Source organism: Bauldia sp. (assembly GCF_965232525.1).
Taxonomy (GTDB): Bacteria; Pseudomonadota; Alphaproteobacteria; order Rhizobiales; family Kaistiaceae; genus Bauldia.
Genome location: NZ_OZ246980.1, coordinates 3,527,637 through 3,542,443 on the forward strand (window position 1 = coordinate 3,527,637; position 14,807 = coordinate 3,542,443).

Below are 14,807 nucleotides of genomic sequence, written 5' to 3' on the forward strand. Positions count from 1 at the left end.
GGAGCGGTCTTACCAGCGGTAGTGCGAAAAGGCCCGGTTGGCCTCGGCCATCCGGTGGGTGTCTTCACGTTTCTTCACGGCGGTGCCGCGATTGTTGGCGGCGTCGAGCAACTCGCCCGACAGCTTCTCGGTCATCGTCTTTTCGTTCCGGGACCGTGCGGCAGCCAGCAGCCAGCGAATGGCGAGCGCCTGGCGACGGTCGGTGCGAACCTCGACCGGGACCTGATACGTCGCGCCGCCGACGCGACGGGAGCGAACCTCGATGGCTGGCATGACATTGTCCAGCGCCTGCCGGAAAACGCCGAGCGGGTCCTGCTTCGTCTTCTCCTCGATCGTCTCGAACGCGCCATAGACGATCCGCTCAGCAACCGATTTCTTCCCCTGCTGCATGACCGAGTTCATGAACTTGGTCACCACTTCGTTGTGGTATTTGGGGTCCGGAATGATCTCGCGCTTTTCAGCGCGGTGACGACGGGACATGGCGCTTGCCTGTTCTCTTCTCTGGCTCTCGCAACAAAAAACGACCCGGAACTATTTGGGTCGTTTGGCACCGTATTTGGAACGTCTCTGCCGGCGGTCTTTGACACCCTGGGTGTCGAGGACGCCGCGGATGATGTGATAGCGTACACCCGGAAGGTCCTTCACGCGGCCACCACGGATCATCACCACCGAGTGCTCTTGAAGGTTATGCCCCTCGCCAGGGATATAGCCGATCACCTCGAACTGATTGGTGAGTCGGACCTTGGCGACCTTGCGCAGCGCGGAGTTCGGCTTTTTCGGCGTCGTCGTGTAGACGCGCGTGCAGACGCCCCGCTTCTGCGGGCTCTCCTGCATCGCCGGCACTTTGTTACGCTTGACCGGCGCGCGGCGCGGTTTGCGAATGAGCTGGTTAATCGTCGGCATTGTCGCCCTTGGTGTTCGTTGCGCCGGTGACCGGCTTTGATCGTCTCAGTCCCACTGCACATCTAGCGCCGTGCCCGCCTTGGCGGGAGGCGCTCCGAAAACAGAGGACCGCGGAGTGGCCGCGCTCGTGTTATCCTGTCGAACGTCGTTCAGTTCGTTTTCGCACAGCGTTTAGGCCCTCTGGTTCCCCGGCGCGACGCCGATGGGAACAAAAGGCCTACGACCTGCTCGAAAGCGCGCGGAACCTATGCTTTCGCGGGTCCAACGTCAACCCTGCCGAGGCAAGAATCTTTACAATTTCGCGACATGGACGAAATGTAACGAATTGAACGGCTTGAGCACGGCCGCTGCGCTTTTTTCGGGTCAGCTCAGCACCGTGTCAGGTCACATAAGCTGCGCATTGCCGAATCTGGTCGTCTCACCTACAGTTTTCAACCTCGCGCTTCCGTAACCTCGAACTCGGCCAGATGGACACCACGACGCAGCGCCCTCTCGCAGCGCCCGCGCTCTTTCGAGCGCGCGCGGCAATTTCGGCCGCGTTTCTGCTGATGGGGTTCGGCGTCGGGCTGTGGGCAGGCCACATCCCGATTATTCAGGACAAACTGTCGATTGACCTGAGCGTGATCGGCTTCGCTCTGTTGACCATGGCGATCGGCGCCATGGTGTCCATGCCGTTGTCCGGCTGGGTCGTCGGCCATATCGGCTCCAGACGTCCAACGGCGATCGCGATGATTGCCTACTTGATCATCGTGCCGACACCTCTTTTGGCTGGAACAGTTCCACTGCTGTTCGTTGCCGCGTTCTTCTTCGGATTTTCGCTCGGCGCGTTCGATGTTGTTGCAAACGTTCAGGCCTCGGAAATCGAGACAGCCCGCGGACGCCCGACCATGTCATCGTTCCATGCCTTCTATTCGATTGGCACAATGATTGGCGCGGCGGCCGCTGGTTTCCTGATCTTCATCGGCTGGAGCGGCGGATTCGGTGCCGCTTTCGTCTGCGTCTTTGCGGTGACTCTCGGGGTCGGGGCGGCGGGCCGTTTCTACCCCAGCGATCCGAAGCCAGGCGAAGGTCCGCATTTCGCGCTGCCGAACCGTGTTTTGTTCGGCCTCGGCGCGATTTGCTTCTTTGCTTACGCCATCGAAGGCGCGGTCACTGACTGGAGCGCCCTTTATCTCACCGATGTCCTTGATGCGACCCCAGCCCGAGCAACCACGGGTTTGGTCCTGTTCTCGCTCGCGATGGCGGGGTTCAGGCTGTTTGGCGATCCGATCGTCGAGCGGCTTGGTCGCCGCGCCGTGCTTGCCGGCGGCGGCGTGATCTGTTCCGTGGGGCTGGCGATTACGATCGCCGCACCCTGGCCGCTTCTCGCCTCTGTCGGCTTCGGATTGGTCGGCGTCGGTGCCGCCAACATCGTCCCGGTACTGTTCAGCTGGGGCGCCCGCACGCCAGGAATACCGCCGGGTGTCGGCGTCGCAGCCATCGCCACCACCGGCTATCTGGGCTTTCTGTCCGCCCCACCAATCCTCGGCTTCATCGCCGATGGGTATGGCTTATCAACGTCGCTGTTCGTCGTGCTGATCATGGGGCTGGTCATGGCGGTGCTCGGCTTCACGCGGAAGCGACCACCGCCCGCGTGATCAAGCCAGCAAGCGTACCGTCATTTCGTGGATAAGCGCGTCCATCTCGACCGGAAACTGGATGACATCGACCTTGTCGTCGATCAACAGGAACGACATGCCATGCACGGTCGTCCATAGCGCAAACCCGCGCCGGGTGACCTCGTCGTCGACATCGCCCTTGCCCATGTAGGCTGCCAACTCGCTGAGCAAGACTCCGAACGTCTCGTGCCCGAGCGCCATCATCGCTTCGTGCTTGCCGTGATCGCGGGTGAGACCGAACATCAGGCGAAATACGCCCGGCTCGCGTTGGGCGAAATGAACGTAAGCGACGCCCATCGCCGAAATTCCGTCAATTGAGCCGCGCTTATACCCCTTCAGGCTGCTGCGCATCGCATCGCGGAGGCGCGCCATGCCTTCCATCGCGACTGCGACCAGCATCTCGCGCTTGTCCTCGAAATGGCGGTATGGCGCCGCCGTGCTCACCCCAGCCGCCCTGCAGGCTTCGGAAATCGAAAACCGGTCCGGTCCCTTTTCCTCGACCAGCAATCGCGTGGCGTTGAGAAGCTGCGCGCGCAAATCACCATGGTGATATCCGGTCTTGCGAACGGTTCGTTTGGTCTTGATAGCCCCTACTCCCAAAAAAGTGAGCGCCTCCCCTTGCCTTTGTTAAAGACTCTAACATATGTAAGCGCGTCTAACATGTAGTGCAAGGGGATCGCGACTCGTGACCAGCGCTGAAAACAAACCTAGCATTTGGCGCCGTGTTGCGCGGCGAACCATCACCATAGCATCGACGGTGGCGACCGGCGTATTGGCGATCGGCCTCGTGGTCACCGGCGCGGGCCTGATTGAGAGCCGGGCCACCAGCCTACCGCCGGTCGAAGCCGCACCGCTGGTTGCGATTGATCCGATGACCGTCCGGATCACCGATGGCTACGAGGTCACCCGCTCCTTCGTCGGCCAGGTCGAACCACTGCAACAGACCGAAGTCGCCTTCGAGTTGGCCGGCATCGTCGACACGGTGAACGTCGATGAGGGCGAACACGTCGCCGAGGGGCAGATCCTCGCAAGTCTCGACACCCGAACCCTTGAGAACCAGAAAGCAACGCTGCTCGCGGCCCGTAAGGCACTCGAAGCCCAGGCGGAACTTGCGCGGCTAACAACTGAGCGCAGGGAGCGACTCGAGGATCGCGGGTTCTCGACGACTCAGGCTTTCGACGAAGCCCGCCTTGGCCTTGCCGAGCTCGAGGCACGGCTGGCGGAAACCGACATGTCAATCGCCGGCATCGACATTCAACTCGATAAGTCGGTGCTCCGTGCCCCATTCGGCGGCCGGGTCGGTGCCCGGTCCGCCGACGAAGGTGCTTGGGTCGCGAACGGCGCGCCGATCGTCTCGCTCCTCCAGAACGCTAGGCCGCATATGCGGGTCGGCATCGCCCCGTCGATCGCCGACACGTTGCGCCCCGGCGATCGGTTCACGGTCTCCGTCGCCGGCAAGGTCTATGAAGCGGAACTGTTACGCCTGCGGCCGGACCTCGATGCCACCACACGTACGCGGACAGCTCTGCTCCAGATCGAAGCCCAGGCAGATCAGTCGGCTCCGCTCTACGGGCAGACCGGTTCGCTCGATCTGGCGCAGGACGTTGCCGAGGAAGGCGCATGGGTACCCATGACGGCGCTCCGTGAAGGCGCGCGTGGTGTGTGGACGGTGCTGACGCTGGAACCTGCGGATGCGGCTGACGAGGCGCTCGTCTCCTTCGAAGCTGTGGAGATCATTTACGCTGATCAGGACCGCGCCTTCGTCCGTGGAACATTCGAGGACGGCGTCCGGATCGTCTCCGCTGGCCAGCATCGGGTGACTCCCGGCCAGCGCATCCGCCTCGATACTCAAGGCTGAGCCCCATGGAAACGCTGACCTTTCGGCACCCACGGATCGTTGCCCTTGCGCTCCTGGTGATTATCTCCGCCGGCCTGTCGTCTCTGCTGTCGATCGGTCGCCAGGAAGACCCGACGATCACCAATCTCTTCGCGTCGATTACTACGTCGTTTCCCGGCGCCGACCCGGAACGCGTTGAAGCCCTCGTGACCGCCGAGATCGAAGACGCCCTGCGCGAAATACCGGAAGTCGACGTGATCGAGTCGGCGTCGAGCACGGGCATCTCCATCGTCAGCATCGAACTCATCGAAACGCTCGGCGAGGACCGTATCGAACAGGTCTGGTCGGAAGTTCGCGATGCCATCGACGACGCGGCCCGGACGTTCCCGGACGGCGTGCAAGAACCGGAGTTCGATAGCGACGGCGCCGGCGCATTCGCGGCGATCGTCGCCCTTACCGCAGTGCATGACCGAGTCCCGATGACCATCGCCGGCCGCTACGCGGATGGGCTCGCTGACGAACTGCGCAACATCCCAGGCACCAAACTCGTCGAGACGTTCGGTGCGCCGGATGAAGAGGTTCTGGTGACGATCGACCCCGCGGCAGCTGCCGCGCTCGGCCTCACGCCGGATCAGGTCTCAGCCGCCATCCGGGCCGCGGACAGCAAAGTCCAGGCGGGGCGCCTTCGTGGGGCCGACAGCGACTTCGTCATCAACGTCGAGGGCGAGATCACGGCCCTGGATCGCCTGCGCCGTGTCGTCATCCGCGGAGCCGATAACGGCAAGATCACCCTTCTCGGCGATATTGCCGAGGTGACTCGCGGCGCCCGGTTGCCTCAGGCGGAGACCGCACGCAGCGATGGCCGCGCCGCGATCCTGGTTGCCGCCAAGATCAACGACGGCCTGCAGGTCGACGTCTGGATGGCAAACCTCCGCGACACCCTCGCCGACTATCAGTCAGTGCTTCCGGCGTCGCTTTCGGCCGACCTCGTTTTCGACCAAAGCCTCTATACCGCCGATCGTCTGACCGAGGTTGGGATCAACATGGCAATCGGCGTCGCGCTGGTGGTCGCGGTCCTGTTCATCACATTAGGCGCTCGCGCCGCCGCGATCGTTGCCTTGGTGCTCCCGCTGGTCAGCCTCGCCACCCTGGCGACAATGAACGCGATCGGGCTGCCGATTCACCAGATGTCGGTGACCGGACTGATCGTCGCGCTGGGCCTGCTGGTCGACGCGGCGATCGTCATGACCGACGAGGTCGGCAAACGCATCCGCGCCGGCGAATCGCGAATCGTCGCTGTGCAGGGTTCGGTGAGGCGACTGTTCGCTCCCCTCCTCGCCTCGACCGCAACGACGGCGTTGTCATTCATGCCGATGATCCTGCTCCCCGGCCCGGCCGGAGACTTCGTCGGCGCGATCGCCATCGCGGTCGTGCTGATGCTGATGTGGTCGTTCCTTGTCGCCGTCACCATCACGCCAGCGATCGCCGGTTGGATCTTGCCTGCCCGCCAAGGGCGCTCTCCCCTGTCAACCGGCATCCGCGCCGGCGCCCTGGGGCGCGTATTCGAAGCATCCTTGCGCTGGGCGGTTCGCAACCCGATTAAGTCCGTGATGCTGGCGCTGATTCTGCCGCTCATCGGATTCGCCAGCTTCCCGACCCTGACCGCGCAGTTCTTTCCGGGCGTCGATCGTGACCAGTTCTACATCGAGGTCGAACTCGCCGATGGCACGGCGCTGGCGGAAACGGAAGAGGTCGCCATTGGTGTCGACCAGATCCTTCGCGGCATCGATGATATCCGGCAGGTGTCATGGGTGACCGGCCGCTCAGCGCCGGCGTTCTACTACAACATCGTCGGCAACCGCGATCAGGCGCCGGCCTTCGCGCAGGCGCTTGTCACCACGGCGTCGCCGGCCGCCACCGAACGCCTGGTGCCAGAGGTGCAACGCCGGCTCGACAGCCTCTATCCTCAAGCGCGGATTCTGGTCCGCGGCCTGGTCCAGGGACCGCCGGTCAACGCGCCAGTCGAGTTACGCTTCGTCGGTCCTGACACCGCGGTGCTTCGTGATCTTGGCGATCGCGCCCGGGGTATCCTCGCCGAGCTGGATACGGTGACGATTGTCCGGACCTCGGCCAACGGCGGCGCGCCGAAGATCAACGTCGATGTCGATGAAGCCAAGGCCCGATTGCTCGGCCTCGATCTCGGCGGCGTTGCCCGTCAGCTCGAGGCGAGCCTCGAAGGCGTCACCGGCGGATCACTGCTCGAGGGAACCGAGCAGCTTCCAGTACGGGTCCGGGTTGGCGATACCGTACGCGGTGACTTGGCGGCGATCGCCAATCTCACCATCCTGCCACCGGGTGCATCCGCGACTTCGGCATCCGGCGCATTCCCGGGCGTGCCCCTGTCGGCGATTTCCGACATCCGCGTCGAACCCAGCGAAAGCGTCATCACCCGGCGCAACGCCGAACGGGCGAACACCGTCCAGGCATTCTTGCTCCAAGGCATCTTGCCCGAGGAAGCATTGGAGGCCGCCCGCGCCGAACTCGATGCGCAAGGTTTTGAGATACCATCTGGGTACCGGCTCGAATTCGGCGGCGACTCTGACGCGCGTTCGAGCACGCTCAACAATCTGCTTGCCTCGGTCGGCCTGATCGTGGCGCTGTCGATCGCGGTCGTGGTACTGACCTTCAACTCGTTCCGTCTGTCGATGGTCACGTTCGTTGTAGCCGGCTTGTCGGCCGGCTTGAGCATCCTGTCGCTGGCCGTCTTCCAGTATCCGTTCGGCATCAACGCCGTGATCGGCGTCATCGGATCGATCGGTGTGTCGATCAATGCGGCGATCATCATCCTCACCGGGCTCCAAGCCAATCCCGAGGCGGCGGCCGGAGACACCGATAGCATGGTGGACGTGGTGATGGGGTCGAGCCGCCACATCATCTCCACGACGCTCACCACCTTTGGCGGCTTCCTGCCGCTGATCTTGGCCGGTGGCGGCTTCTGGCCACCGTTCGCGATGTCCGTGGCTGGCGGCGTCCTGCTCTCGACCGTGGTGTCGTTCTACTTCACCCCGCCAATGTTCGCACTGATCTATCGAAAGAAGCGGCAGGAGCCGACCGCCATGGCGAGCGATACCCCGCCGCCAGCCAGTGAGCCAACGCTCAGACTCGCCGCCGAATAGAAAAAGGCCGCCCCCAGGGGCGGCCTTTTCCGTTCGTCACCCTTGGTCAGACTCAGGCGATCAACTCGAAGTCGGCCACGGTCAGGGTTGGCGTCCCGTTGAGCTCCGCGATGAGCTCTTTGCCCGAGCCGCCCGCCGAGCCATCTGCATCGTGAAAGAGTTTGCCATTGTTGTCGTTGTAGATAATGCGCTGGTCTGTCGTCACCGCGTTGTTGCCGATTACGAACTCGGAGGCGGCAAGCGGATCACCGACGCTGCCAGTCAAACCGAAGGCGGAGATACTCAGACCGATCAAATCCGTACCGACTTCGAAATCGTCGATGACATCGGCGTCGGCATCGCCCGCAAGATCAAAGTTGAACTGATCGGATCCATCGCCGCCAAAAAGCAGGTCATTCCCACCGCGGCCGTTTAGGGTGTCGTCGCCGTCGTTTCCGTGAAAGTCATTCCCTTCCGAGTCTCCCAGCATTTCGTCATTTCCGTAGTCGCCAACGAATTCCTCTATGTTCTTTACGGATTCGACGTTGCCAAAACCGTCATCTTGAATCTCTGCTCCGGAGATTTCGAGATCGAGTACAACATCACCGATACCGACTCCCTGGAAATCATGAAAGCTCAGCGTATCAAATCCGCCCTTGCCATTGAATTCATCAACTCCATCCAGACCCGCGAAATAATTCGAGTCGCTGTTACCTAAGAATGTGTCGTCCTTGCTGGTGCCAATGACGGCTTCTATGTTCTTGACGGTGTCTTTGTTGCCCCAGCCATCGACGATCTTGCCTGTCTTCAAATTGGCATCGATGCCGCCGGTACCTCCGTAGCGGCCGTCGCTGTCGTAGTAGACGCTGTCGAACCCGCCCTTCCCGTCGATCGTGTCGTTACCACGAAGGCCTCCGAATTCCTCGTCCGCGCCGGAACCCTTCATCTTGTCCTTGAACTTTGAACCTTCAAAGGACTCAAAGTTCTTGATCTTGTCCTTGCCGCCCCATGAATCCTTGACGGTTCCCTTCTTCACATCAAGTGTGATGCCGCTCAGAGCGCTCGGATCATAGAACGACTCCATGTAGGTCAGCCGGTCCCATCCGCTTCCTCCGTCTATCTTGTCATCACCGGCGTCACCCTTGATGAAGTCATCTCCGCCTTTGCCCTTGATAACGTCGTCGCCGAGCGAGCGCCCTGCGATCATGTCGTCGCCGTGCTTGGAACCAATGAACTTGTCATCACCCATGAACAACAAAGACATGGCGTTGAACGGATCGGGGTCTTGCGGGCTGCTGTCCTCGCGATCAAAGCCGAAAATGTACGCCGCGAGATCGTCGAGATAGACGTTCAGGCCTGTGATTTCGATCAGCGTTGTGCCGCCGTTCGAAATTGTGATGGCCCCGACCTTTCCTGCGATCGGCGTATCACCGTTGTATTTGAAGTTTTTGCCCTCGATCGTAATCGTGTCGCCGTTTGTGTTGTCGAACTCGAACTTCTTGGCAGCTTTGGTCGACGGCGGAAGCGCGTCCTCGAAGAAATCCGCCCAATAGGCATGGTCGTCGATCGCGTTGAATAGCTTTACCTTTGCCATGGTTCTCTCCCCAGCAGCAGATTGCGCGTAGCGCGTTGGATGCCGGGTCAGAGTCTGTTTGCGGCCAGCAAGGCACAACCCCCATTTGGGGTATGCTCCACCTACTACTACTTCTTCTGATGCGGATACGAAGTATCTGTGGTTGGCATCCGGGGCGGGGCCAGAACAAGACTTGCAAGAAGGGCGACAAGCTCGGATTGCCGATGCACTCCGGACTTCGCGAAGACGGACTTCAGCTGCTTGCGCGCCGTATCATCGGCTATGCCCAATGCCCGTGCGGCCGAAGCAATCGTCTCACCTGAACCGATCCGGCGCGCGACCCGCGCTTCCGCTGGGGTTAACTCGAATGTCTCTTGGATGACTTCGACCGCTGGTGGTTCGTTGGCGATCACCGGCACGATAATGAGGAGCGCCCGAACGGCCGAGAAGACATCCAGGACGTCGCCGTGGATCGGCAGTAGGTGAATGATCATCGGCGGACGACCTTCTTCCGCCGGCATCGGGATCGAGCGGCTTGGCGGCACGTAGCCAGGCGCTCCGAGGTCACAAACGGCTGCCGCGAGGGCATTGTCCACATCCTTGCGGGAGGCCGCCACACGCTCCCGACGGTCTTCAATCACGTGCGGGACGAATGCATCCAGCAGGCGATTGCCCGCAACGACGCGTCCCTCGCGTCCAAGCAATGCCGCCGCGAAACCAAGAGCTTCGGTGGCAGCCAAAGCCGTTTTCACCCGGCTTAGCGCGAAGCGAGAAGAAATCAGCGCGGCGCGCGCCAAATGCGGACGAATGATGTTCATGGCTTCAACGAACTTCGGCGCGAATGGGCCTTCGACCATCCGCTTCTCGAAGTGGACGATCAGCCTATCGCCTAGCGGAGAATCCGCGACCGTGGCGCATCCGACTCCCAGCCCGCGCGGTAGGAAGAAATCCCGATAGACGGGCGCGGCGGCCATTTCCTCAACGCCGAACACGTCTGTATCCACGAGAAAACCGCGGCGGCGATCTGCGAGGAGCCTGGCCGTCCGTGCGTTGTTGTCCGCCAAACCTTCAGCGAAGTAGTCCGCGATGGTTTCCTCGAAATCCGATGAGGCGATCCAGCGATCGGTGGTCGGCATCAAGATTACGCCGCCGAAACCGCCGCCAAGCCGAGCGAGATCGTCTAGCACCGCGGGCCATAGTTCGGGCGCTGCGCCAGCTTCGTAAATCCGCTGGATGATCCGCTCGGTCACGCCACTCCCCCTCATCAGGAGGTGTGGCGCGGGAGCTACCATAAACTCGGCACAACTGCCAAGCGTGTTGAAGCCAACAAACGCTCGCGATAAGCGCACGATTGCCACGAAAAAGGCCGCCCCGAGGGGCGGCCTTCATTTTGTTGTTCAGATGCTTGCGCGCTACTCGGCGGCGCCAGTCAGTTCGCCAAGGTCCTCGGTTCCGCCCTCGGCTGCAGCGATCTCCGCGGCTCGACGGCGCTCCTCGACGATCAGCTCGTCGCGGTGGGTGGCGACCTGACGGACCCGGTTGATGGTTCCGCCGGTGCCGGCCGGGATCAGGCGGCCGACAATGATGTTCTCCTTGAGGCCTTCCAGCGGATCGACCTTGCCGTTGACCGCGGCCTCGGTGAGAACCCGGGTCGTCTCCTGGAACGAGGCGGCCGAGAAGAACGACCGGGTCTGCAGGCTCGCCTTGGTGATGCCGAGTAGCACCGGCACGCCGACCGCCGGCTGCTTGCCTTCTTCGACCGCCTTGTCGTTGGCGATCTCGAAGTCGAGCTGGTCGATCTGCTCGCCTGGGAACATGTCGGTATCGCCAGACTCGACGATCTCGATCTTCTGCAGCATCTGGCGAACGATCACCTCGATGTGCTTGTCGTTGATCGTCACGCCCTGGAGCCGGTAGACGTCCTGGATCTCGTTGACCAGATACGCGGCCAACGCCTCGATCCCCTTGATCGCCAGGATGTCGTGCGGCGCCGGGTTGCCTTCGACGATGTAGTCGCCCTTCTCAACCGCGTCGCCTTCCTGGAGATGGAACGGCTTGCCCTTGGCGATCAGGTACTCGACCGGCTCGATACCCTCGGCGACACCTTCCTCGGTCGGCTCCAGCACGATCCGCCGCTTGTTCTTGTAGTCACGGCCGAATTTGATGGTGCCGTCGATCTCGGCGATGATCGCATGGTCCTTGGGACGCCGCGCCTCGAACAGCTCCGCCACCCGCGGCAGACCGCCGGTGATGTCGCGGGTCTTGGCGCTCTCCATCGGAATACGCGCGAGCACGTCGCCGGCATGGACTTCGGTGCCCGGCTCGACCGACAGGATGGCGTCCACCGGCAGCAGGTAGCGGGCTTCTGTACCGCGCGCCGTCTTCATCGGCTCGCCGTCCTTGCCCTTGACCACGATCGCCGGCTTGAGGTCGCCGCCGCGCGGGTTCGCCCGCCAATCGGTCACCACCCGCTTGGTGATACCGGTCGATTCGTCCGCCGTCTCGGAGACCGAGATGCGGTCAACCAAGTCCTCGAATGCGATGACGCCTTCGACTTCCGTCAAAACCGGCCGGGTATAGGGGTCCCATTCGGCCAGACGCTGGCCGCGCTTGACCGTATCGCCTTCGTCGACGTGGAGCCGCGACCCGTAGGTGACCCGGTTGGTCGAACGTTCGGTCCCGTCGCTGTCGACGATGACGATCTGCATGTTGCGGCCCATGGCAATCAGGCGCCCGTCGGAGTCGCGCACGAGGTTGCGGTTGCGGATCTGCACCGTGCCTTCGAAGTTCGACTCCATCGTCGACTGATCGACCACCTGCGCCGTGCCACCGATGTGGAACGTCCGCATCGTGAGCTGAGTGCCCGGCTCGCCGATCGACTGCGCCGCGATGACGCCGACCGCCTCGCCCATGTTCACCGGCGTACCGCGCGCCAGGTCGCGGCCGTAACACTTGCCGCACACGCCGTTCTTGGTCTCGCAGGTGAGCACCGAGCGAATCCGGAAAGCCTGAACCTTGGCATTCTCGATCGCCTCGACGTCGCGCTCCTCGATCAGATGACCGGCCGGGATGATCACCTCGCCGGTCGCCGGCGCGATAACATCTTCTGCCGCAGTCCGACCGAGGACGCGCTGGCCGAGCGTCGCGACGATCTGACCGGAATCGATCACCGCCTGCATCTTGAGACCCGCGTCCGTACCGCAGTCCGGCTCGGTGACGATGCAATCCTGAGCCACGTCAACGAGGCGACGCGTCAGGTAGCCGGAGTTCGCCGTCTTCAACGCGGTGTCCGCCAGGCCCTTACGGGCGCCGTGGGTCGAGTTGAAGTACTCGAGCACCGACAGACCTTCCTTGAAGTTCGAGATGATCGGGCTCTCGATGATCTCGCCCGACGGCTTGGCCATCAGCCCGCGCATGCCGGCCAGCTGTTTCATCTGCTGGGGCGAGCCACGCGCACCGGAGTGCGACATCATGTAGATGGAGTTCATCGGCCGCTGGCGGCCATCGTCGTCTTTCTCGACCGCCTGGATGCGCTTCATCATCTCGTCGGCGACGCGATCGGTGCACTTGGCCCACGCATCGACGACCTTGTTGTACTTCTCGCCCTGAGTGATCAGTCCGTCGTTGTATTGCTGCTCATATTCTTTAGCGAGCTTCTGGGTGTCGTCGACCAGCTTATGCTTGGTGTCCGGGATCAGCATGTCGTCCTTGCCGAACGAGATGCCAGCCTTGAACGCTTGGGTGAAGCCGAGCTGCATGATCCGATCGCAGAAGATGACCGTCTCCTTCTGACCGCAATGCCGGTAGACGGCATCGATCATGTTGGAGATCTCCTTCTTGGTCATCAGCTTGTTGATCAGGTCGAACGACAGGTTCGGGTTCTTCGGCAGCAATGCACCGAGCAACAGCCGACCGGGCGTCGTCTCATAGATCTCCGACGTCTCGTTGCCCTCGGCGTCGACCCCCCGATAGCGGCCACGCACCTTGGCGTGGAGCGACACGGAGCCTGATGACAGTGCGTGCTCAATCTCGCCGGGGTTACCGAACGCCGCCCCTTCTCCTGGCTCGCCATCGGCCATGATCGATAGATAGTAGAGGCCGAGAACGATGTCCTGGGACGGGACGATGATCGGCGCGCCATTCGCAGGGTGCAGGATGTTATTGGTCGACATCATCAGCACGCGGGCCTCGAGCTGCGCCTCGAGCGACAGCGGCACGTGGACTGCCATCTGGTCGCCGTCGAAGTCAGCATTGAACGCCGCGCAGACCAGCGGATGGAGCTGGATTGCCTTGCCCTCGATCAGCACAGGCTCGAACGCCTGGATGCCGAGACGGTGGAGCGTCGGCGCCCGGTTGAGCAACACCGGATGCTCGCGGATCACCTCGTCGAGGATGTCCCAGACCTCCGGCTTCTCCTTCTCGACCAGCTTCTTCGCCTGCTTGACGGTCGACGAGTAACCCTTGGCGTCGAGCCGCGAATAGATGAACGGCTTGAACAGCTCCAGCGCCATCTTCTTCGGCAGCCCGCACTGGTGCAGCTTGAGCTCGGGACCGACAACGATCACCGAACGGCCGGAATAGTCGACCCGCTTGCCGAGCAGGTTCTGACGGAACCGGCCCTGCTTACCCTTGAGCATATCCGACAGGGATTTCAGCGGCCGCTTGTTGGCACCGGTGATCACCCGGCCGCGGCGGCCGTTATCGAACAGGGCGTCGACCGCTTCCTGCAGCATCCGCTTTTCGTTACGGATGATGATGTCCGGTGCCCGCAGCTCGATCAGCCGCTTCAACCGGTTGTTCCGGTTGATGACGCGACGATAGAGGTCGTTGAGGTCGGAGGTGGCGAAACGTCCACCATCAAGCGGCACCAGCGGCCGCAGATCCGGCGGGATCACCGGCACGACGGTGAGGATCATCCACTCCGGCTTGTTACCGGACTCGATGAACGCCTCGACCAGCTTGAGACGCTTGGCCAGCTTCTTCGGCTTCAGTTCCGAGGTGGACTCGGCGATCTCTTGGCGCAGGTCTGCAGCCAGCGTCTTGAGGTCGAGGTCGATCAGCATCTTGCGGATCGCATCGGCGCCGATATCGGCGGTGAACGAATCCTCGCCGTACTCGTCCTGCGCCTTGAGGTACTCGTCCTCGCTCAGGAGCTGGCGCTCCTTCAGCGGCGTCAGGCCCGGCTCGATAACGATATAATTCTCGAAGTAGAGAATCCGCTCGAGGTCCTTGAGCGTCATGTCGAGCAGCATGCCGATCCGCGACGGCAGCGACTTCAGGAACCAGATGTGCGCAACCGGCGCGGCGAGCTCGATGTGCCCCATCCGCTCGCGCCGCACCCGGGCAAGCGTGACTTCCACACCGCACTTCTCGCAGATGATACCCTTGTACTTCATCCGCTTGTACTTGCCGCACAGGCACTCGTAGTCCTTGATTGGCCCGAAGATACGGGCGCAGAACAAGCCGTCACGCTCCGGCTTGAACGTCCGGTAGTTGATGGTCTCCGGCTTCTTGATCTCGCCGAACGACCACGACAGGATCTTTTCCGGGCTGGCGATCGAAATACGGATCTGGTCGAAGACCTGCGCGGGCGGTTGCGCCGGTCCGAAGACGTTGGTGATCTCTTGATTCATCGACTGCCTCCTGCTGTGCGCCGGCCCGAACGGGAGGGTTCGAGCGCG

At 62.3% G+C, this 14,807-nt stretch carries 9 protein-coding genes; 3 read left to right on the forward strand and 6 right to left on the reverse strand.

Annotation, left to right across the window (positions count from 1 at the left end):
- Nucleotides 1–9: 9 nt before the first annotated feature.
- Nucleotides 10–480 (reverse strand): 30S ribosomal protein S7, encoded by a 471-nt coding sequence (gene rpsG, locus ACO076_RS16775; RefSeq protein WP_421723970.1) that lies wholly within the window; start codon nt 478–480, stop codon nt 10–12.
- Between the two features lie 51 nt (nt 481–531).
- Nucleotides 532–903, reverse strand: a complete 372-nt coding sequence (gene rpsL, locus ACO076_RS16780) for a 30S ribosomal protein S12 (RefSeq protein ID WP_421723971.1) — start codon at nt 901–903, stop codon at nt 532–534.
- A gap of 467 nt (nt 904–1,370) precedes the next feature.
- Here rpsL and ACO076_RS16785 point away from each other — a divergent pair, with 467 nt between their 5' ends.
- Nucleotides 1,371–2,540: an MFS transporter gene (locus ACO076_RS16785; RefSeq protein WP_421723972.1), complete on the forward strand. Its 1,170-nt coding sequence runs from the start codon at nt 1,371–1,373 to the stop codon at nt 2,538–2,540.
- On the opposite strand, the gene ACO076_RS16790 is transcribed toward ACO076_RS16785, so the two are convergent.
- Nucleotides 2,541–3,098, reverse strand: coding sequence for a TetR/AcrR family transcriptional regulator (locus tag ACO076_RS16790; protein ID WP_421723973.1), 558 nt, complete (start codon nt 3,096–3,098; stop codon nt 2,541–2,543).
- Between the two features lie 220 nt (nt 3,099–3,318).
- Between ACO076_RS16790 and ACO076_RS16795 the strand changes: the two genes are divergently transcribed.
- Complete coding sequence (locus ACO076_RS16795) at nt 3,319–4,419, forward strand: efflux RND transporter periplasmic adaptor subunit (RefSeq protein ID WP_421723974.1); 1,101 nt, start codon at nt 3,319–3,321, stop codon at nt 4,417–4,419.
- A gap of 5 nt (nt 4,420–4,424) precedes the next feature.
- On the forward strand, nt 4,425–7,574 hold the full coding sequence (locus tag ACO076_RS16800) for an efflux RND transporter permease subunit (RefSeq protein ID WP_421723975.1): 3,150 nt from the start codon (nt 4,425–4,427) through the stop codon (nt 7,572–7,574).
- A 52-nt stretch (nt 7,575–7,626) separates the two neighbouring features.
- On the opposite strand, the gene ACO076_RS16805 is transcribed toward ACO076_RS16800, so the two are convergent.
- From ACO076_RS16805 to rpoC, 3 genes are all read right to left on the reverse strand, one after another.
- Nucleotides 7,627–9,147 carry a calcium-binding protein gene (locus tag ACO076_RS16805; RefSeq protein ID WP_421723976.1) on the reverse strand — a complete coding sequence of 507 codons (1,521 nt, stop codon included), beginning with the start codon at nt 9,145–9,147 and terminating at the stop codon, nt 7,627–7,629.
- Nucleotides 9,148–9,254: 107 nt separating this feature from the next.
- Nucleotides 9,255–10,262, reverse strand: a complete 1,008-nt coding sequence (locus ACO076_RS16810) for a helix-turn-helix transcriptional regulator (protein WP_421723977.1) — start codon at nt 10,260–10,262, stop codon at nt 9,255–9,257.
- A 276-nt stretch (nt 10,263–10,538) separates the two neighbouring features.
- On the reverse strand, nt 10,539–14,759 hold the full coding sequence (gene rpoC, locus ACO076_RS16815) for a DNA-directed RNA polymerase subunit beta' (RefSeq protein WP_421723978.1): 4,221 nt from the start codon (nt 14,757–14,759) through the stop codon (nt 10,539–10,541).
- Nucleotides 14,760–14,807: the final 48 nt, after the last annotated feature.